We start from the raw sequence: 20,694 nt of genomic DNA on the forward strand, positions 1-20,694 counted from the left end.
ATTCAGCTTCCCTTTGGTTTTATCCGCCGTGTGGCTTCAGCTGAAGTCGGATCATCAGGCCACGGATGTTTGGGATATCGACCTTTCATGTCGGCTTTCACGTCGGACCAGGAACCCGCCCAAAAGCCAGGCAGATCCTTGGTAATCTGGATCGGTCTCTGGGCGGGAGAAAGAAGCTCCAGAAGCAGCGGTAAACGCCCGTTGCAGACTGTTGGGTGTTCGCTGAGGCCGAACAGTTCCTGCACACGGATCGACATAGTCGGCCCTGCCGCCGCGCCATAGTCGATTGGTACCCGGCTTCCGGTCGGGGCCGTGAAATGGGACGGTGCGATGGCTTCAAGTTTCTCAGTCGCATCGTAAGGAAGTTTTGCGGCGAGCGCGGTCCCGAGCACGGCGGCGTCAATCGCGGCCAAACTGGTCAGGTCTACGAGAAACGGTGCAAGCCAGTCCTCGAGGTTGGCGGCGAGCGCATGATCTGACAGATCCGGGAGATCGGCCGTACCATTGTCCCGCGCATAGGCCAGACGCCTGCGCAGACGGTCCTGATCCTTGCTCCAGGGGAGGCGGGAAATCCCGCGCCGCCGGATCTCTGAGAGGAGCGCCTTCTCGATAGCTGCTGGATCGGGTGAGGTTATGTTTCGCGATTGCAACTCCACGGCCTTGTACCGCAAGACGCGCCGTGCCTTCAGGGCACCTTCTTTGGTCAGTTGGACCTCATCGTCTTCAATGATGTCGTTGGAAAACAAATCCTCGATTTCATCGCGGCTTATGGGCGCGCAAAGTTGGATCCTGCCACTCGCCGCTTTGCCTTGAATATCCGCTACAGTCAGGAATGGTTCTGATGCCAAGCCATGCTCCGCGGGCAGTTCGGCGCCCCTGCCATTGGCGAGACGAAAACGTCCCGTTGCGCCCCGTGCCTGGGCGACGCGATCTGGATAGGCGAGGGCGAGCAGCATGCCGCCGCTTTCGATATCGATCTCCGAGCCACTGCCGCCGGCAAGTTTCAACCACCGGGCCGCGAGGGCCTTCCCGTCCTTTGCGCGTTGGCCTCTGTCGTTCTTCAAAGTCTGCAAACGCGCGCGCAGATCGGGATCGCGTCCTCCGAGCCCAGGTTCAGAAAGCAACAAGGCGATGAGTGTAGCCGTATAGCCCAGATCCCGCGCCGCACCCTCCACCACCATGTGGGCGAGCCGCGGATGCAAAGGAAGCTTTGCGAGGCTCTTTCCCTCCGCTGTCAACCGCCCGGAACTGTCGAGCGCATGTAAGTCCGCCAATAGCCCGACCGCTTCGTTCCAGGCAGCTGTTGGTGGTGGATCTGGAAACGTGAGTGATGCCGGATCCGAGGTGCCCCAGGCAGCAAGATCCAGCACGAGGCCAGTGAGATCGGCTTCCAGAATTTCCGGTGTCTCGGCTGCGGGCAGTGAAACAGTTTGCGCTTCGTCCCAAAGCCGGTAACAAACACCTGGTTCCGTCCGCCCGGCACGCCCCCGTCTTTGGTCAGCAGAGGCTCTTGAAACCCGCACTGTCTTCAAACGTGTGAGGCCCGTTTGCGGCTCATATTTGGGAACGCGCGCTAGGCCGCTGTCGATGACGACACGGACCCCCTCAATTGTGAGGGAGGTCTGGGCAATGGCACTGGCCAGCACGATCTTGCGATTGCCATCGTTGGCTGGCCGGATGGCCGCATCCTGCGCCTTGCTGTCCAGGCCGCCATAAAGCGGGGTGATTTGGCAGTTTGGCGCAACTTGTCCAGCAAGCAGATTCGCCGTCCGTTTGATTTCGCCCTGACCGGGCAGGAAAACAAGAACAGAACCGCTTTCTTCGCGGATGGCCTGTTGAACAGCTCTCGCGATCTGATGTTCGATCCGCTCGTTTTGAGCGCGGCCAAGGTAACGCGTTTCAACCGGAAAACTGCGGCCTTTACTTTCGATCACAGGAGCGTTGCCCAGCAACTGGGCGATGCCGGATGCGTCAATCGTCGCAGACATCGGGACGAGCCGAAGATCCTCCCGCAAGGCGCCTTGTACGTCCAGGCTTAGGGCGAGTCCCAGATCTCCGTCGAGCGACCGCTCGTGGAATTCATCAAAGAGGATTGCGGCAACACCGTTCAATTCCGGATCATCGAGAACCATGCGGGTGAACACACCTTCGGTAACAACCTCGATCCGTGTTTGAGCGCTTACCTTGGTTTCCATGCGCACGCGGTAACCAACGGTTTCGCCGGGTCGTTCGCCAAGTTCACTTGCCATACGCCGGGCGGCGGCCCGCGCTGCGAGGCGCCGTGGTTCCAGGACCAGTATCTTGCTGTCGCCCCGCCAAGAAGTATTCAGAAGCGCGAGCGGTACGCGTGTCGTTTTGCCGGCGCCTGGTTCTGCAACAAGAACAGCGTTGGTGTTTGTCTCTAGCGCTGAGAGCAGGTCCGGCAGAACCCCGTCAATCGGTAAGGACGTTTTGAACTCAGGTGTCTTTGCCACGGATGATCGGGGCCTCACGCCGGGATTGTTGCCGGATTGACTATCCATTCGCGCCCGCGCCGATCGACCGCAAATTGTTCGGGTTGCCGGGCATAGGCCGCCAAACCCTCCAGCGCAGGGTCCGGATGACGCACAATAAAGGTCGGGATTTTGTGCATCAGTTGTTCATGAGGCGCCTTTGCTTCAAACGCTGCGCGGAAGTTTCCATCCGTCAAGAACTGCGGGATGCGCGGCGTGATGCCGCCGGTCAGATACACACCGCCGCGAGCAAGGGTCGTCAACGCAAAGTCCCCTGCAACACGGCCAAGAGCCCTTGCAAAAACCTGCAGCGTTTTCAGAGCAACCGGGTCGTTCTCTTCTGCTGCCTTCGTGATCATCGCGGGCGTCGTAAAGTCCCGGGTCATATCCATCCAGGTGGAAACGGCTCTGGCGAGGCGCGGCAGCCCTGTGCCACTCAAAATCTCCTCGGCACCGATTCGGCCATTGCGCTTGATTATGAAAGGCCAAATCTCAAAGTCTTCCGGTGTTACGGGACCCAGTTCCACATGCCCACCTTCTCCGGGAACCGGTACCCAGGTGTCGGCCGCATAAATCATCGACGCCGCTCCGAGGCCGGTGCCAGGCCCAAGAACAAATTTTGTTGCGTTTGGCCGGGCCTCACCCTTACCAACCTGCTCAATATCCGCACCTTGATATCCAGGCAAGGCAAGGGCTTGCGCTTCGAAGTCATTGAGGACAATAACCCGGTCAAAACCAAGCTCTGAGATCATCCTGAGCGGTTCGATCACCCAAGCTGCATTTGTCAGTGGTATCGTGTCGCCGGTCACCGGGCCTGCTACCGCAATGATGGCAGTCCTCGGATGTTCCGAAGTGTTTGGCAATACGGTCTGCCGAATGGCTGAGGAAATGTCTGCATGATCTGCGGTTGCTGTCTTGCCGCACATCCGGGTGGGTGCCGTCTCATTCTCGACCATCGCGAAACGTGCATTCGTGCCGCCGATATCGGCAACCAGGACCGGATAGGAAAATGGAGCTTGGGATTGGAACGTCATTGGGCAGCCGCGCCCACTTCCGGTGTGTTGGACGTTGTCGTCAATCCAGTCAGGCGGGATGACCGCAGCAGAATCCCGGCCGTTGAAGGGTTCAACGCCATGGGCATGTCATACACAACAGCAAGGCGCATCAAAGCCTTTACATCAACATCGTGGGGCATCGGAGACAGTGGATCGACAAAGAAAATCAAGCCATGAAGGCGTCCCTCGGCAATCATCGCACCAATTTGCTGATCACCGCCCAATGGGCCGCTTTTAAATCGATTGATGTTCAGGCTGGGGCAGGCCTCTTGTATGCGGCCGCCCGTCGTGCCGGTCGCGACAAGATCGAATGATGTCAGTTTCTCTTCATGCCGCTCGGCAAACTCGACCATGGCGTCTTTTTTGGCATCGTGGGCCACCAGGGCAAGGGTTGGTTTGGCGGGCATGAGAGGCGTCCTTTGAGAACGGATTGGAAATTGTTTTTGTGTTTAGCGTCAAAGGCGGCCAGGCGCAAAGAAAGATCGGAAATTGCTGAGACAGTTTTGCTCAACCAGACCGGAAAGCTGCTGAAATCTGAAGACAAAAAACGCACCTGCGGGAAACAGGTGCGCTTGAAAGACACTGATGGAGACGTGGCTTGATCAGTCGAACAAATTGCAACGCACCGGTTCACGTGCGGAGACAGTGTGGAAGTAGTTGTCCGGTTCTGGCATCGAAATTCCGGCAATCTCCATGACGAGTTTCATGCGGATTGCATCTGCAAAGCCTTCTTTCGATCGCACAGGGATTGCAAACGAACCCGGGCCACCAATCACGCAGTCTTCGTAATAATGGTCGAGGTTCAGCATGGCTTGCCAGGTGTTTTTGTTTGATTTCATCATCAACGGAAGGCCGTTGATGGTCACGCCGGCGTTCACCATGCGGTCACGCATGGCTGTCACTGAGCCGCCCTGGTTGTTCGGGCCATCGCCCGAAATGTCGATGACCTGCCGCAAACCCGTGTACTTGTTGTTCTGAACCATCCAGACCGATTTCTCCAGTGCGGAGGAAATCGATGTTCGTTGCACCTGCCGCAACGGAGCTTCAGAAACCTTGGAAGCGAAATGTGCCGCTGAAGCCGCATCTTGGACAACTGTCCAGTCGGCGACAACGAAATGTTCGTCAACACCGCCCCATTCCATGTACATGATTGCGATTTTGCCTATTGGACCGACCTGTATCGCATCCAGAAACTCTTGAGATGTCAGAGCCGAGATATATCCAGCGCGCTGGATCTCCTGCTCTTCGGTATCCATGGATTGGGAAATGTCGACAGCGAGCACCAGTTCAACGTCTACTTCGTTGGCGGGATCATAGCTGTATTGCGCTGAAACAAGTGGCGACCTCAAAAAGTCGCGTGCTTGAGTTTGCGTGGAAAATACGGTGACCACGCAGAGGAAGAGAAGTAACTTAAACGCTTTCAGTGCACAGTTTTGTGTTGAGTCGAGACGCATTGGTTTCTCCATCTTTCGGTCGTCTGACCAGGTCGCCACGTCTCCCCTTTTTGTTATTTTGTTATGTAATTTCTTATCTTTTCGTTTCTCGCTAATCCTACTTAGGTACTTTGACTCATTTGGTCGCTGCTCGTGAATTACTGAGCAAACAATGTGCCAACTGTACTAGATTTATGATTAACCGGCAAAATCAAATGCGCACAGAGTGCATTTATTCCACAGAAGGGAAATAAGTGCCGGTTTGCTCGGCAAAAATTGCCACTTGCTCTGAAGATGCGAAAATGATGCGGCATTTTTTGCCGGTCGCGTCTCCGCCGGAAAAACGTCGCTTTGATCGAAAATGCGGCAGTTTGCTGCATTTTTGTGACGCTTTTTTATTGACGCAAAGCTCTTGAAGCGACATGATCTGCAGAAATTCTCACTATGTGAAGAATTTTTCAAATGCCTTTTGCGAAGACCGATAAATGGTCGTGGCAATGGCGGATCAGGCTGGTTCGAGGGAGCTGCCTGGTCAAACGTGTTTGAGATTAAACTCTTGGGAGCGGGTTTCTCGATGGCGGTACGCGGCGACGATTTGACATCTCACATGGCCATCCGGGCTGCGTGGCTGTCGTTTGTCGGTGGCCGGACGCAAGGTGAGATCGCGGCTCAGCTTGGTGTCTCTCCCGCCAAAGTCCATCGTTTGATTGCACACGCGCAAAAGGCCGGGCACGTAAAGTTCCAGATCGACGGCAGGCCAATGGAATGCCTGCAGCTGGAACGGGAGCTGACGTCTCATTTCGGTCTGTCCAATTGCATCATTGCCCCGGATGTCGGCAGCGGCGATGAAGATGCAGCCTTGCGGGCGGTGGCTGTTTCCGCCGCGCAGTTCTTATCAGGTCTTCTTGGTGGTGCTGGTGTGAAGCGGTTGGGCGTTGGCATGGGGCGCACATTGACGGCATCAGTCGAGGCCTTGCCGAAGATCCAGCGCAGCGACCTTGAGATCATGTCGATCTGCGGATCCTTGACGCGCACTTTGGCCGCCAACCCTTACGACATCGTCCAGAAGATGCAGGAGCGGACTGGTGGCGTCGGATATTATCTGCCGGTGCCGTACTTTGCCGAAAATCAGGACGAAAAGTCCATGTTTTTGACCCAGCGCAGCGTTCAGGATCTGATGAGCCGCGCGCGCCAGTCTGATGCCTTTCTGATTGGTCTGGGTTCGGTTGAAAATGAGGGGCACCTCGTGCAGCGCGGCATGATCTCCAAGCAGGAGCAGGAAAATCTGATGTCCGGCGGCGCCGTTTGTGATTTGATGGGGCGCTTCTTGACGATTGACGGAGAATTGGCTCCCGACCCGCTCGGAGATTGTGCGGTCGGCCTTCATTTTGATGAAGTACGGGGGAGTCGTGTGATTGCGCTGGTGGGTGGTGAAAGCAAGGTGGATGCAACACTTGCTGCACTGCGTACCGGTGTCATTACCGATCTGGTTGCGGATGAGAGCCTAGCAAAAGCTCTCAGCGCGCGGGTCGGGTTACAGTTGGCACAGTCTGCATAAAGCAGCTGGGTCTCTCGAGGGGAAATGGGCCCGCCGAAGGCAGGCCCCCGCATGTCGGAGGACATATACGTGAAGAAAATTCTGACCATCAGCACCGCTTTGGCGGGTCTGGCGTTTTCGGTGGCCGGTGCAATGGCCGCCGACATCAAGCCGGCAGTGCTCTACGATCTGGGCGGCCGTTTTGACAAGTCTTTCAACGAAGCAGCCTACACCGGTGCTGAGCAATTCAAAGCGGATTACGGCACCGAGTACCGCGACTTCGAGATCCAGAACGACAGCCAGCGCGAGCAGGCTCTGCGGAACTTCGCGAAACGCGGCATGAACCCGATCGTTGCAATCGGTTTTTCTCAGGCCAATGCGGTTGAGAAAGTCGCGCAGGAATTCCCGGACACCCAGTTTGCGATCGTCGACATGGTTGTTGATCTTCCGAACGTTCGCTCAATCCTGTTCAAGGAACACGAAGGCTCCTACATCGTGGGCATGCTCGCTGCGATGGCGTCTGAAACCGACAAAGTCGGCTTCGTTGGCGGTATGGACATTCCGCTGATCCGCAAATTTGCTTGCGGCTACAAGCAGGGTGTGATGGCGACAGCGCCGGACGCTGAAGTCTTTGAAAACATGACCGGCACGACAGGGGCCGCATGGAACGACCCGGTCAAGGGCGGTGAGCTGGCAAAGTCCCAGTTCGACAGCGGCGCTGACGTTGTCTACCACGCAGCAGGTGCCACCGGCATCGGTGTTCTCCAAGCTGCTGCAGATGCCGGCAAGCTCGGCATCGGCGTCGACAGCAACCAGAACGGCCTGCACCCGGGTTCCGTTTTGACGTCGATGCTGAAGCGCGTTGACATCGCTGTTTACCAGGCATTTGAAGACGCTGCCAACGACTCCTGGTCTTCAGGCTTTGAAGTGCTCGGCCTGAAAGAAGGCGGTGTTGATTGGGCTCTGGACGACAACAATGCAGAACTCGTCAGCGATGAAATGAAGGCTGCTGTTGAAGAAGCATCCAACAAGATCATCTCCGGCGAAATCGTCGTTCACGACTACATGTCTGATCAGAACTGCCCAGTTTAATCTGGTTTGTCTTGGCATCCCGCGCGGTTCTGCGTGCGGGATGCATTTCTATGGGTTTTCCCGGTTCGCAGTCTAGCGGGGATCTGATGGTCCGTTTTCGTACAGGAATAGTGTCTGTCGTTTTAGGCAGCTTGGCAGCCTTTGCTGCGCAAGCCGAGCCGGCGATTGTGTATTCGGTCGGCGGCAAATTTGATGGCTCCTTTAACGAGAGCGCTTATGACGGCGTCAAACGGTTCACCGATGAAACCGGCGAGGCTGTGCGGGAGTTTGAGCTGGAACGCGATGCGCAGAGCCTTCAAGCACTAAGGAACTTTGCCAGCCGTGGCAGTGAACCAATTGTTGCCATCGGGTTTAACCAGGCAAATGCGCTGGGCCAGGTGGCGTCGGAGTTTCCGGAAGAAGATTTTGCCATCGTCGATATGGTGGTCGAGCAGCCAAATGTCCGTTCCTACGTCTTCAAGGAGCATGAAGGCGCCTACATCGGTGGTTTGCTGGCCAGCATGGCCTCAAAAACCGGGACGATCGGATTTGTCGGCGGCATGGATATTCCGATCATTCAGCGTTTCTTGTGCGGCTATAAGCAAGGTGCACTGGCGGCAAATCAACAAACCAAGGTCCTGTCGAATATGACCGGAGACACGCCGGCAGCGTTTGCCGATCCGGTGCGCGGCGCGGAATTGGCGCGCGGCCAGATCAATCGCGGCGCGGATGTGGTTATCCAGGCAGCGGGTGGGACCGGGATTGGCGTCTTGCAGGCTGCCGCAGATGCTGGGGTCCTCGGACTTGGTACAGACAGCAATCAGAATGGCCTGCATCCGGGCAAGGTACTGACATCCATCCGCAAGCGCGTGGACAATGCAGTTTACGACAGTTTTACCACTGCAGTGAATGGATCCTTCGCTCCAGGCATCCAGGTTCTGGGCCTTAAGGAAGGCGGAATGGACTGGGTGCTGGATGAAAACAATCAGGACCTGATTTCAGAAGACATGAAAGCAGCTGCAGATGCAGCGGTCGACGCAATCTCCAAGGGGGAGATTGTGGTCCATGATGTGGTGGCGGATGGGCCGTGCCCTTTTTGAAGGCATGCCTGAACGCTGAACAGGACACAGCAAGAATGACAAAAAGTAATCGTCACGCCTGGGGGATGGCATGAGCGAAACACCTGCAATTGAGCTGCGCAAGATCAACAAAAGCTTTGGGGCGGTCCATGCCAACAAGGACATCGACCTTGTTGTAAAGAAGGGATCAATCCACGGCATTATCGGTGAAAATGGCGCGGGCAAATCGACCTTGATGTCGATCCTTTACGGCTTTTATCAAGCTGATACCGGAGACATTCTGGTCAACGGAAATAAGGTCACGATCTCGGATTCAAAGGCTGCGATCGGGATGGGGATCGGGATGGTTCACCAGCACTTCATGCTGGTCGACAATTTCACCGTTCTGGAAAATGTCGTTCTTGGCGCCGAAGACAGTGCGCTTCTGGCCGGCGGTCTTAACCGGGCCCGATCCGAACTGCATCGCCTGGAAACCGAATATGAGCTTCGGGTTGATCCGGAAGCAATCACCGGTGAGCTGCCGGTCGGACTTCAGCAGCGTGTTGAAATTCTGAAAGCACTCTATCGCAGCGCCGAAGTCCTGATCTTGGATGAACCGACCGGCGTTTTGACGCCTGCTGAGGCGGACCACCTGTTCAAGATCCTGGAAGTTCTGAAGAACGAAGGCAAAACCATCCTGCTGATCACGCACAAACTGCGCGAGATCATGGCTGCGACCGACATGGTGTCTGTCATGCGCCGCGGAGAGATGGTGGCGACCCGCGAGACCAAGAACACCTCAATGGAGGAGTTGGCCGAGCTGATGGTCGGGCGCAGCGTCTTGTTGCGGGTCGACAAGAAACCAGCTGAACCCAAAGCGCCCGTTCTCGAGGTGGAAAACCTCACGGTGACAGACAGCCGCGGCGTCGAAGTTGTGAAGGATGTTTCTTTCAAGGTGCATGAAGGCGAAATCGTTGGCATTGCGGGCGTATCCGGTAACGGGCAGTCAGAACTCCTTGAAACTCTTTCCGGCATCCGTCGCGCCACCCGGGGTACCTTGAAAATCAACGGTGAGACGATTGATCTGGCCAACCGGGCACCGGACGCCGCCGATATGCGCGCAAAGAGCATGGGCCATGTTCCAGAAGACCGGCACCGTATGGGGCTGATCAACAGTTTCGCCGAGTATGAGAACTCCATTCTCGGGTATCACCGGGATCCTGCCTATTCAAAAGGCCTTCTGCTCGACCTGCCAGCGATCAAGAAAAATGCGGTCGATGAAATCGAGAAATACGATATCCGGCCGCCAAATCCGATGCTCAAGACCGCTAACTTCTCAGGTGGCAACCAGCAGAAGGTTGTTCTGGCTCGGGAAATCGAAAGGGACCCAAACATCCTTTTGGTTGGCCAGCCGACCCGTGGTGTGGACATCGGCGCTATCGAATTCATTCACAAGCGGCTCATTGAATTACGGGATGCGGGAAAAGGTATCCTTTTGGTCTCCGTGGAGCTCGACGAAATCCGTGGCCTGTCCGACCGGGTGCTTGTGATGTTCGACGGCAAGGTCGTGGGCGAACGTGGCGCGGATGCTGAAGAAAGTGATCTTGGCCTGCTGATGGCCGGGATTGAGGACAAAAAGATCGCCGTTGAAGGAGACGTCCAATGAGTGGCGGCCAGCTACCCCGGTGGGTCGATTACGGCCTGATCCCGTTCCTGAATCTTGCGGCCGCATTTCTGGTCTCCGGTCTTGTGGTGATCTTGATCGGTGAAAACCCCATCGATGCTGTCAAAGTCCTGATCTGGGGCTCTCTCGGTTACACGGAAGGCTTCGGATACACACTCTTTTATGCGACCAACTTCATCTTCACCGGGCTCGCGGTGGCAGTCGCGTTTCACGCAGGCCTCTTCAACATTGGCGGTGAAGGGCAGGCGTATCTGGGCGGTCTAGGCGTGGCCATAGCGTGTTTGGCATTGGACCATTATGTGCCGTGGTACGTCACATTGCCTTTCGCTATTCTTGGATCCGCTTTGATGGGCGCGGCATGGGCCTTCATCCCTGCCTGGCTTCAGGCTACGCGCGGCAGCCACGTGGTTATCACTACCATCATGTTCAACTTCATTGCCGCCTCCTTGATGGTCTATCTGCTCAATGGCTTTCTGAAAAAGCCGGGCTCCATGCAGAACGAGACCCGCACTTTTGAAGATGGCGGCCGCTTGCCGTTCCTGAACGACATCTTCCCGTCTTTCGGCTTCGGTTTTGCGCCGGTCAATCTCGCGCTGTTTGTTGCTTTGGCAGCCTGTGTACTGGTCTGGCTGTTGATCTGGCGGACCAAGCTCGGATTTGAAATCCGCTCCTTCGGCGCCAACGCGACAGCGGCAGTCTATGCAGGCATTTCGCCGGTCCGCATCACAGTGGTGACTATGCTGATTTCCGGCGGTCTTGCTGGCATGATGGCAATCAACGAGATCATGGGCTCCCAGCATCGCTTGTTGATCGATTTCGTGACCGGTTACGGCTTTGTTGGGATCGCCGTTGCGCTTATGGGTCGGGCCCACCCGGTCGGTATCCTGCTGGCGTCTATCCTGTTCGGGATGCTGTATCAGGGCGGCGCAGAGCTCTCCTTTGAGATGCCCAACATCACACGCGACATGATCATTGTGATCCAAGGTCTGGTCATCCTGTTTGCGGGTGCGCTTGAGCACATGTTCCGGCCTGCCATTGCCCAGTTTTTCATGCCCGCTCGGCCCAAAACGGCGCAGGAGGCTTGATCATGTTTGAGACGTTGATCCTAACACTTGATTCCACGGTCCGCCTGTCAACGCCGCTCCTGCTCGCCTGTCTGGCAGGGCTTTATTCCGAACGTTCGGGGATCGTCGACATCGGCCTGGAAGGCAAGATGCTTGGCGCTGCCTTTGGAGCCGGTGCGGTCGCCTATATCACCGGCAACGCCTGGATTGGGCTGATGGCGGGTATTGCCGTATCAATTGGCCTGGCGCTCATCCACGGATTTGCGTCTATCACCAACCGCGGCAACCAGATTGTCTCCGGCGTTGCCATCAACTTCCTGGCGGCCGGTTTGACGGCCCTGCTCGGACAAACCTGGTTTAGCCAGGGGGGGCGGACGCCGTCGCTTCAAGGGGATGGCCGCTTCCGAGACATCGTCTTGCCGGGCGCTGAGCAAGTGCGCGATGTGCCGATTATCGGCCCGATCTATGCCGAGCTTTTGTCCGGTCATAACATCTTGGTCTATGCCGCCTTTGTTGCCGTGCCGGTCACATGGTGGGTGCTGTTCCGCACGCGTTTTGGTTTACGACTTCGCGCGGTGGGTGAAAACCCGGCTGCCGTGGACACGGCAGGTATTTCAGTGACCTGGCTTCGCTACCGGGCCGTGATAGCATGCGGCATTCTCTGCGGGCTTGCGGGCAGTTATCTTTCGATCGCTCAGTCTGCCGGTTTCATCAAGGATATGACCGCCGGTAAGGGCTTTATCGCGCTTGCAGCGCTGATCTTCGCCAAGTGGCGGCCAGCGAGCGCGATGTTCGCTTGCCTGCTCTTTGGGTTCCTCGATGCAACGGCGATCCGCATGCAAGGACAAGAAGTTCCTGGCATTGGCGAGATCCCGGTCCAGTTCTTCCAGGCGCTGCCATACATCCTGACGGTCATCCTGCTTGCGGGCTTCATCGGGAAAGCGATCCCGCCGAAAGCTGCTGGTATTCCGTATCTGAAGGAGCGGTCATGAGCGATCTGGACAAGCTGTTCGAGGCCGCCAAAGCGGTGCGCGAAAAGGCGTATGCCCCTTATTCCAACTTCCTGGTTGGGGCAGCATTCCGCACTCCGGATGGGACGATTTTCACCGGCTGCAATGTGGAGAATGCATCCTACCCGGTCAGCGTTTGCGCGGAAGGCGGTGCGGCCAGTGCGATGATTGCGGCTGGTTACCGGGAAATCGAAGAAGCGGTCGTGATTGGCGATGCGGCCCTATGCACCCCGTGCGGTATGTGCCGTCAGCGGTTTGCAGAGTTCGGAACTGAAAATCTTGTGGTCCATGTTGCGGACCTCAACGGCATTCGCCGCAGCTTCACACTTGATGAATTGCTGCCGGCTGCATTTGAACTAGAAGACAAGAAGGACTGATCCACCATGAGTGGTTATGGCCGTGAGTGCGCGGATATTGTACGCGCCGCCCGTGAGGGCTCCTATAAAATTGGCATGATTCTGGGATCAGGGCTCGGAACCCTGGCTGAAGAGGTCGAGGATGCAGTCCGCATTCCCTATGCCCATCTGACCGAGTTTCCGGTGTCCACGGTAACATCGCATTCCAGCGAGCTGGTTGCCGGCACACTTGCCGGTGTTCCTGTGGTCATCCTGTCTGGCCGCGCGCACTATTATGAAGGCGGCGATCCGACGGTTATGCGGACACCAGTGGAAACCTTGAAGGAGCTCGGCTGCGACATCCTGCTTGCGACCAATGCAGCAGGATCCTTGCGCGAAGACGTCGCTCCCGGCAGTCCGATGGTCATTTCGGATCATATCAATTGGTCGGGCAAAAACCCGTTGATCGGCGAAGAAGATGAGAAGCGGTTCCTCGATATGAGCGCGGCTTATGATCAGGACCTTCGGGCGGCAATGAAGAAAGTTGCCGAAGAAACTGGCGACCCTGTCGCAGAAGGCGTCTACATGTGGTTCTCCGGCCCGTCATTTGAGACACCTGCCGAAATCCGCATGGCTAAGATGTTGGGCGCAGATGCGGTCGGAATGTCGACCGTCCCGGAAGTCATCATGGCCCGGTTCCTGGGGATGCGTGTCGCAGCGATGTCCATCATCACCAACTACGGTGCTGGCATGCAAACCCATGCCTTGTCGCATGACGAAACCAAGTCCGTTGCGCTCACCGGTATGGAACGGATGAAGCAGCTTGTCCGCGCTTTTGTAAAAGAGGTCGGCCAATGACCGATATGATTGAGACCGCCAAACGGGCCCTTGGCCTGGTGGATTTGACCAACCTGAATGACGATTGCACGGCTGAAGATGTTACGGCTTTGACAAATCGCACGGTAACTCCGCATGGCGCCGTCGCTGCCGTATGCGTTTGGCCCCGTTTCGTAGCGCAGGCTGTCAAGGAACTCGCCGGAACTGGGGTCAAAGTTGCGACAGTTGTCAACTTTCCGGCTGGCGGTGAAGACACGCAAGCTGTGGTCGCTGAAACTCGCCAGGCGATTGCCGATGGTGCGGATGAGATTGATCTCGTCATGCCTTACCGGACGTTTGTTGAGGGCCGCAAAGGGTTCGCCGAAGAGCAGATCATTCAGGTCAAGGCCGCGATCCCAGAACCTGCCATCTTGAAGGTTATTCTCGAGACAGGCGAGATCAAGGATCCGCTCCTGATCCATGCTGCGTCCAATGTTGCGATCGCAGCCGGTGCGGATTTCATCAAGACCTCGACCGGCAAGGTTGCAGTCAACGCCACTTTGGAAGCTGCTGAAATCATGCTGACGGCCATCGAAGAAGCGCGGCGTGACAACGCTGAGCGCGTCATCGGTTTTAAACCGGCTGGCGGGATCAAAACCGCTTCGGATGCGGCGGCCTACCTGGCGCTTGCAGACAAGATCATGGGACATAACTGGGTGTCCGCCTCAACCTTCCGTTTTGGCGCGAGTGGGTTGCTCGACGCTCTCACGGCAACGATAGACGGCAGGGACGCCGCAGTGGGTGAAGGATACTAAAATGCTGCCACAAGAGCTCATCCGGAAAAAACGGGATGGCGGGGCGCTGTCCTCTGAAGAGATTGCGTTCTTCGTAAAGGGCCTTGCCGACGGTTCTGTCACCGAAGGTCAGGTTTCCGCCCTTGCTATGGCGGTCTTTTTCAAGGGGCTCACCATTGATGAGCGTGTCGCTCTGACGCTAGCTATGCGCGACAGCGGCGATGTTCTGGACTGGTCCGACATTGAAGCTCCGGTCCTTGATAAACACTCCACCGGCGGTGTGGGTGACAACGTTTCGCTAATGCTGGCTCCGGCACTTGCGGCTTGCGGTGCAGCTGTCCCGATGATCTCCGGCCGTGGTCTCGGCCATACCGGTGGTACACTCGATAAGTTCGACAGCATTCCGGGCTACAAGACGCAGCCGGACAATGCACTTTTCAAGAAGGTCGTAAAGGAAGTCGGCTGTGCCGTGATCGGTCAGACTGGCAATCTCGCTCCAGCCGACAAACGTTTTTATGGCATCCGGGATGTGACCGCGACGGTTGAAAGCATTGACCTGATTACCGCGTCCATATTGTCCAAGAAACTGGCCGCGGGTCTTCAAGGACTTGTGCTCGATGTGAAGTGGGGCAGTGGCGCGTTCATGGCATCGCTTGAAGAAGCGCGGGCGCTTGCCGAGAGCCTTGTCCTGGTCGCCAACGGTGCAGGCCTCAAAACAACCGCTCTGCTCACCGACATGAATGAGCCCTTGGCTTCTGCTGCGGGCAATGCAATCGAGATGCAGAACGCTGTCGATTTCCTAAAAGGGACTGCCATCGACAACCGTTTGTGGGATGTCACTGTCGCGCAAGGTGGTGAACTGCTCGCAAGCGGTGGCCTCGCTGAAGATGCTGAGGTTGGATGTGATATGATGCGGTCAGCTTTTGAGAGTGGCAAGGCGGCAGAGAAGTTCGCCGAGATGGTGAGCGCGCTTGGTGGGCCTGCCGACTTCATGGAGAAGCCGGAACTCTATCTTGCAAAAGCCAATTTCGAGGCGCCGGTCTATCCGTTTGAGGACGGCGTCGTTACAGAAATCGACGCGCGTGGCGTGGGGGTTGCCGTTGTTGCGCTTGGTGGCGGACGTAAAGCTGCTGCTGACGTGATCGACCCATCTGTTGGGTTCACAAGCCTTGCCGGCGTGGGCAATTCGGTTGACGCAGATAGCCCGCTTGCAATCGTGCATGCCCGCAACGAAGAAGAAGCAGAAGCCGCAGCGATTGCATTGCGTGCAGCCTACACCGTCGGTTCAGCAAAGGACGTCATGGATCGTCCGAGTGTTGTAGAGCGCATCGCGCCGTAACCGCGGCCAGGCCGGGAGCAAAACCCAGCCCTTTCCGGCAGAACTTGCCGGCAACAATAATGAGGAGATGCTCATGCCCCGTGCGATCTTGTGCGTACTGGACAGTTTCGGGATTGGCGGCGCGGCGGATGCGGACGCCTTTGGCGATGTGGGGTCGGATACCCTTGGCCACATTGCGCAGCATTGCGCGGAAGGAAAAGGCGACAGGGACGGCCTTCGCGCTGGTCCTCTGTCGGTCCCGAATATGGACCGGCTTGGGCTCGGTGCGGCCGGCCGTCTGTCCACCGGTGAAGACGTCCCGGGTCTGACCTATTCTGGCGAGCCAGAAGGACTTTGGGGCTATGCAGCCGAAGTCTCGAACGGCAAGGATACCCCGTCCGGGCACTGGGAAATCGCGGGCGTGCCAGTCCGGTTCGACTGGGGCTATTTCCCGGAAACAATCCCGACATTTCCGAAAGAGCTGATTTCCAAGATCAGCGAAAAAGCCGGATTGAATGGAATCTTGGGCGACAAACATGCCTCCGGGACCGAGATCATCGCAGAACTCGGAGAGGAACATGTGAAGACCGGGAAGCCGATCTTCTACACTTCCGCTGACTCGGTCATTCAGATCGCCGCTCACGAAGAGCATTTCGGCCTGGAGAAGCTCTATGACCTTTGCGAAATCACGCGCGAATTCGCGGACCCGTACAACATCGGCCGCGTGATTGCGCGACCCTTTCTCGGCGACAGCGCTGATACGTTTGAGCGCACGGCCAATCGCCGCGATTATTCCGTTTTGCCACCCGAGCCAACGTTGCTTGATCGGCTGACTGCTGATGGTCGGACAGTGTATGGCATTGGAAAAATCTCCGACATCTTTGCGCATCAGGGCGTGGCCAAGGTTCTGAAGGGGGCTGGCAATGATCAGCTTTTTGACAAGACCCTTGAAGCCATGGATCTGGCGCAAGATGGCGACATGATCTTCGCCAATTTCATCGACTTCGATTCCCTTTATGGGCATCGCCGCGATGTTCCGGGATATGCAGCGGCACTAGAGCACTTTGACGGACGCCTTCCGGAAATGATTGCCAAAATGCGGGAGGGTGACCTCCTAATCCTGACGGCTGATCACGGATGCGACCCGACCTGGCGCGGGACGGATCATACCCGCGAACATGTTCCTGTGATCGCCACGGGACCGGGCATTGTGGGCAAGGGTATTGGCGGGCGTAAGACCTACGCCGATATTGGGGAGAGCGTTGCGGATCATCTTGGGATCGACCAAGGCCCGCATGGAACCAGTTTTCTGTAAAAGAAGGACAGCGAACGACTGTGGCCCCAAAAGGTAAGGACGAGACCCTCGCGGTCCCAAAGGTCGAACTTCACTGCCACATTGAAGGGGCCGCTCCACCGCGTCTCGTCCGTCAGCTCGCTGATCAGCATGGTGTCGATGTCTCAGAGGTGATTGACGGCAAGGGGCAGTACGTCTGGTCCGATTTTACATCTTTCCTAAAAGCCTATGACACGGCCAGTTCCGTCTTCAAGACACCGGCTGACTACGCGCTCCTTGCCGAGACTTATTTCCGGATGCTTGCAGCGGAAGGGGCGATCTACGGCGAGATTTTTATTTCGCCCGATCATGCTCAAGCCGCCGGTCTTTCCTACCGGTCCTATGTAGAAGGCCTTGCGGCCGGGATCGAACGGGCAAAAATCGATACGGCCATAGACGGCCGGATGATCGCAATCGGTGTACGGCACTTCGGCACAGCCTCCGTCGAACGTGTCGTCAAGGAAGTGATTGGCAATCCCCATCCCCTAGTCACCGGTTTTGGTCTTGCAGGGGATGAACGTTCCGGACATCCGGCAAACTTTGCCAAGGCGTTCCGTATGGCAGCCGATGCCGGGTTGGGAACGACAGCCCATGCCGGGGAGTTTGGCGGACCGGAAAGCATCACCGCAGCTCTGGAGTTCTTGCGGGTTAAACGTCTTGGCCATGGTGTCCGGGCCATTGAAGATCGGGATCTTGTGAAACGGCTCGTCGACGAAGACGTTGTCCTGGAAGTGTGTCCGGGATCGAACATCGCGCTTGGCGTTTATTCCGTCTTGCGCTTTCACCCGGTGAACATGCTTCGAAAAGAAGGGGTCAAGATCACCCTGAATTCCGATGACCCGCCCTTTTTTGGCACCACACTTTGCAAAGAGTATTCGTCTGTTGCGGAGACATTCGGCTGGACAAGAGACGATCAAATGGAGATCAGCCGGACGGCCATCATGGCCGCGTTTTGTGAAGACAGCACCCGCAACCGGTTGCTGACCCGGCTCGACAGCGCAAAGATTGGCAGCTAAGTACGCCGACCATGACCACCAAAGCCCAAAATGACAACGGCCTGTTGGAAATCTTCAAGGCCGAACGCGTTCGCTTAGTGGCGAACAACCTTCTGGATCGCGCGCGCGCTGATAAATTGGATCATGTGAGCGTGGACATCAGCAAACTGGATCAAGCCTTGATCCAGGTTCTTGAAATCACCAAGCAGACCTATCCAGATTTCCAGATCCCGCCCTACGGCGTCTGGCGTTTGTTTGAAGCAGGGGGCGTTGATCGGTGGAGCGCCCTTGCCTCAGCGCGAAATTTTCAGTCGGCAGATGAGCTTCTTGCAGCGGCATCGGACTTGGCAATTCTCGCTGCCTACATGGATGTGCACACACCTCAGGGCTGGTCCTACGAAGACACCATGGCTGGAACCGAAGTCAAAGGCCGTGAGGCCGCGGCATTGGCGGTCATCAACATGTTCGCCGCAGGATCGTTTTCCTCCGATCCTGTCGATCCTTTCCGAGTTGATGCAGACGCTTTGATCCGTCTTGAAATCGAAGAACTGGCCAACGGACTTCAGCTTAGCGCCGAGCAGGAAGGTGATTTCTTAAAACTCATCCAGCGCCACTTGAAGCGGTTTGGCGAAGCGCTGGCCTTGCGTCCGGATCTCTTTGGCGAAGGTCAATCCACGCGTCCTGGAAACCTCGTTGTAAAAGTTGGCAGCGAAGGCTGGGGGTCGGTTTACGCCGCTGATCTGCTAGATCGTTTGTTGCAAAGCCTTGCTCCGTTGTGGGAGGGCGGTGCCGCCGAGGGCGACGTCTCGTTTGGAGACAGTTTTGCGCATCCTGTGAAGGCCAATCCCGCAAATCAGGATATTGTGCCCTTTCATCTGACCGCCCAAAGAATGGTCTATTCCCTCGTGGAGCCGCTGGCCTGGGCCGGTTATGAGGTGGATGAGCTGGATACACTGACAGGACCGGGCGAGGCAGAACACACCGGATTATTCGTGAGCACCGGTGTTCTCAGTATGAAATCCGAAACTGACGACTTGTCTGATGATCAGGCATTGGACCGGCAGACGGAACTACGCGCTGTCACGATTGCGTTGACGGACAGACTCGCGGCCATGCTGCGCAAGGAGCTGGATGTTGAGCAAGAGCAATTGCCGTTGTCCTGCATTCTGGAAGGGGGAACCAGCCGGGCTGGAGCCGCGATAATCTCCGAAAACCGGGAATTGCGGGAAAAACTGGAAAAAATCATGAACCCGGGCTCTATTTTTTGGTTGCCGTTCGGGGCATAGGTCCACAACATCAAACAAACGGAAAACCGCCCGCTATCGGATGCGGCCCACACAAAGAGAGGCAGATATGTCCGGAGCAAATGTCATCAGCCATCCGCTGGTCCAGCACAAACTCACCATCATGCGCGACAAGGGAACGTCAACTCAGGGGTTCCGGCGTCTATTGCGCGAGATTTCGACGCTGCTGTGTTACGAAGTGACCCGCGATCTTCCGCTGGTTCGCCAGACCATCGAAACGCCGCTTGCCGAAATGCAGGCACCGTCACTGGCGGGCAAGAAGCTTGTATTTGCATCCGTCCTGCGCGCCGGTAATGGTCTTTTGGAAGGTATGCTTGACCTCGTGCCGTCTGCACGCGTCGCTCACGTCGGCCTTTATCGTGATCCGGAAACTCTTGAGCCGGTTGAATACTATTTCAAGGCTCCGGAAGATCTGAACGAACGTCTCGTGATTGTTGTCGACCCAATGCTGGCGACCGGAAACTCGGCCATCGCAGCTGTCGATAAACTGAAAGAACGCGGCGCAAACAACATCCGGTTCCTGTGCCTGCTGGCATCTCCTGAAGGTGTGGCGAAATTCAACGAGAAACAACCAGATGTGCCGATCTATACAGCTTCCATTGATGAGAAGCTCAACGAAAAGGGTTACATCGTGCCAGGTCTTGGAGACGCTGGTGACCGGATGTACGGCACCAAATAAATCTGACGGCTTTTTGTCTTTAAACGCGGTGCCAATGGTGCCGCGTTTTTCTTTTGTGTCAGCCGTATTGGACCGATGTTTGGGTGTCTAAACTGAACTCAGATCGCTTTACGGTGCGATAAGGTTGTTGTGATAGCGCTAGGCTTCCGGCAAACGAGGCGGCCCATGTATCGTTTTCTAATCGTCCTGGTTTTGTGCGCAGCACTTGCGCCTATCGTCCCCTTATGGGTTGAACATCAAAACAACCAGACAAGTGAGACTGCAGCTGCAATATCAAATGCCCCTTTAGAGACCGGTGAACGCCGGCATCGGATATCGGCAAACCGTAGCGGTCAGTTCGTGGCGGACGTTCATCTGAACGGCCAGATGCATGAAATGCTGGTCGATACGGGCGCTTCTGCGACGGTTCTGCCGGTTTCAGTCGCGCGGACTGTGGGTATTTTCCCGGCAAACGACGATTTCAAACTTCGGGTCAGTACCGCCAACGGAACCACCTATGGCGCCCGGGCTATCATCGACCGGTTGCAGATCGGCCGGATCAACTTGAGAAACATTGAGGCATTGGTGTTGCAAGACAGCAGTCTGTCGATCCCGCTACTTGGCATGACGGCCCTCAACAAGCTGGACCGGTTTGACATTTCAAACGGCACCCTAGTACTGATCCAGTAGATTTGTCTTTGCTGTCACAATGGCCTCCTATACACCAATTAGATGCC

20 protein-coding genes are annotated in these 20,694 nt (G+C 56.5%); 15 read left to right on the forward strand and 5 right to left on the reverse strand.

Annotated elements, in window-relative coordinates; translation table 11 throughout:
• Positions 1-2: 2 nt before the first annotated feature.
• From hrpB to RBB44_RS02135, 5 genes are all read right to left on the reverse strand, one after another.
• On the reverse strand, positions 3-2,474 hold the full coding sequence (hrpB, locus tag RBB44_RS02115; protein WP_306148219.1) for an ATP-dependent helicase HrpB: 2,472 nt from the start codon (positions 2,472-2,474) through the stop codon (positions 3-5).
• 14 nt (positions 2,475-2,488) lie between these two features.
• Positions 2,489-3,526, reverse strand: a complete 1,038-nt coding sequence (gene glk, locus RBB44_RS02120) for a glucokinase (RefSeq protein ID WP_306148220.1) — start codon at positions 3,524-3,526, stop codon at positions 2,489-2,491.
• Positions 3,523-3,954, reverse strand: a complete 432-nt coding sequence (locus RBB44_RS02125; RefSeq protein ID WP_055670500.1) for a methylglyoxal synthase — start codon at positions 3,952-3,954, stop codon at positions 3,523-3,525. Before RBB44_RS02125 ends, glk begins: the two co-directional genes overlap by 4 nt.
• A gap of 195 nt (positions 3,955-4,149) precedes the next feature.
• Positions 4,150-5,001, reverse strand: coding sequence for a DUF1194 domain-containing protein (locus RBB44_RS02130; protein ID WP_306148221.1), 852 nt, complete (start codon positions 4,999-5,001; stop codon positions 4,150-4,152).
• 211 nt (positions 5,002-5,212) lie between these two features.
• Positions 5,213-5,404, reverse strand: a complete 192-nt coding sequence (locus tag RBB44_RS02135; RefSeq protein WP_306148222.1) for a hypothetical protein — start codon at positions 5,402-5,404, stop codon at positions 5,213-5,215.
• Positions 5,405-5,554: 150 nt separating this feature from the next.
• Between RBB44_RS02135 and RBB44_RS02140 the strand changes: the two genes are divergently transcribed.
• The 15 genes from RBB44_RS02140 (at position 5,555) to RBB44_RS02210 (ending at position 20,647) form a co-directional block, all read left to right on the forward strand.
• Positions 5,555-6,538: a sugar-binding transcriptional regulator gene (locus RBB44_RS02140; RefSeq protein WP_209002332.1), complete on the forward strand. Its 984-nt coding sequence runs from the start codon at positions 5,555-5,557 to the stop codon at positions 6,536-6,538.
• A 69-nt stretch (positions 6,539-6,607) separates the two neighbouring features.
• Positions 6,608-7,609, forward strand: a complete 1,002-nt coding sequence (locus RBB44_RS02145) for a BMP family protein (RefSeq protein WP_133948838.1) — start codon at positions 6,608-6,610, stop codon at positions 7,607-7,609.
• An 86-nt stretch (positions 7,610-7,695) separates the two neighbouring features.
• Positions 7,696-8,688, forward strand: a complete 993-nt coding sequence (locus tag RBB44_RS02150) for a BMP family protein (protein ID WP_306148223.1) — start codon at positions 7,696-7,698, stop codon at positions 8,686-8,688.
• A 70-nt stretch (positions 8,689-8,758) separates the two neighbouring features.
• Positions 8,759-10,312: an ABC transporter ATP-binding protein gene (locus tag RBB44_RS02155; RefSeq protein ID WP_133948834.1), complete on the forward strand. Its 1,554-nt coding sequence runs from the start codon at positions 8,759-8,761 to the stop codon at positions 10,310-10,312.
• Positions 10,309-11,415, forward strand: a complete 1,107-nt coding sequence (locus tag RBB44_RS02160) for an ABC transporter permease (protein WP_209172397.1) — start codon at positions 10,309-10,311, stop codon at positions 11,413-11,415. Before RBB44_RS02155 ends, RBB44_RS02160 begins: the two co-directional genes overlap by 4 nt.
• A 2-nt stretch (positions 11,416-11,417) precedes the next feature.
• Positions 11,418-12,386, forward strand: coding sequence for an ABC transporter permease (locus RBB44_RS02165; RefSeq protein ID WP_133948830.1), 969 nt, complete (start codon positions 11,418-11,420; stop codon positions 12,384-12,386).
• The gene (locus RBB44_RS02170; protein ID WP_133948828.1) at positions 12,383-12,781 is read left to right on the forward strand and encodes a cytidine deaminase; all 399 of its coding nucleotides are present in this window, start codon (positions 12,383-12,385) and stop codon (positions 12,779-12,781) included. The genes RBB44_RS02165 and RBB44_RS02170 overlap by 4 nt, the downstream gene beginning before the upstream one ends.
• A gap of 6 nt (positions 12,782-12,787) precedes the next feature.
• Positions 12,788-13,597 (forward strand): purine-nucleoside phosphorylase, encoded by an 810-nt coding sequence (locus RBB44_RS02175; protein WP_209172398.1) that lies wholly within the window; start codon positions 12,788-12,790, stop codon positions 13,595-13,597.
• The gene (deoC, locus tag RBB44_RS02180) at positions 13,594-14,370 is read left to right on the forward strand and encodes a deoxyribose-phosphate aldolase (RefSeq protein WP_306148224.1); all 777 of its coding nucleotides are present in this window, start codon (positions 13,594-13,596) and stop codon (positions 14,368-14,370) included. The genes RBB44_RS02175 and deoC overlap by 4 nt, the downstream gene beginning before the upstream one ends.
• A 1-nt stretch (position 14,371) precedes the next feature.
• Positions 14,372-15,688 (forward strand): thymidine phosphorylase, encoded by a 1,317-nt coding sequence (gene deoA, locus RBB44_RS02185; protein ID WP_306148225.1) that lies wholly within the window; start codon positions 14,372-14,374, stop codon positions 15,686-15,688.
• 73 nt (positions 15,689-15,761) lie between these two features.
• Positions 15,762-16,982, forward strand: coding sequence for a phosphopentomutase (locus RBB44_RS02190; RefSeq protein ID WP_306148226.1), 1,221 nt, complete (start codon positions 15,762-15,764; stop codon positions 16,980-16,982).
• Between the two features lie 20 nt (positions 16,983-17,002).
• Positions 17,003-18,016, forward strand: coding sequence for an adenosine deaminase (locus tag RBB44_RS02195; RefSeq protein WP_306148227.1), 1,014 nt, complete (start codon positions 17,003-17,005; stop codon positions 18,014-18,016).
• Between the two features lie 11 nt (positions 18,017-18,027).
• Positions 18,028-19,281 (forward strand): DUF1688 family protein, encoded by a 1,254-nt coding sequence (locus RBB44_RS02200; protein WP_306148228.1) that lies wholly within the window; start codon positions 18,028-18,030, stop codon positions 19,279-19,281.
• Positions 19,282-19,348: 67 nt separating this feature from the next.
• Complete coding sequence (gene upp / locus RBB44_RS02205) at positions 19,349-19,978, forward strand: uracil phosphoribosyltransferase (protein ID WP_040451420.1); 630 nt, start codon at positions 19,349-19,351, stop codon at positions 19,976-19,978.
• A 165-nt stretch (positions 19,979-20,143) separates the two neighbouring features.
• Entirely contained in the window at positions 20,144-20,647 is a 504-nt protein-coding gene (locus RBB44_RS02210; protein ID WP_306148229.1) for a TIGR02281 family clan AA aspartic protease, read from the forward strand.
• The last annotated feature ends 47 nt before the right edge of the window (positions 20,648-20,694 follow it).

This window comes from Roseibium sp. MMSF_3247 (assembly GCF_030733765.1).
GTDB lineage: Bacteria > Pseudomonadota > Alphaproteobacteria > Rhizobiales > Stappiaceae > Roseibium.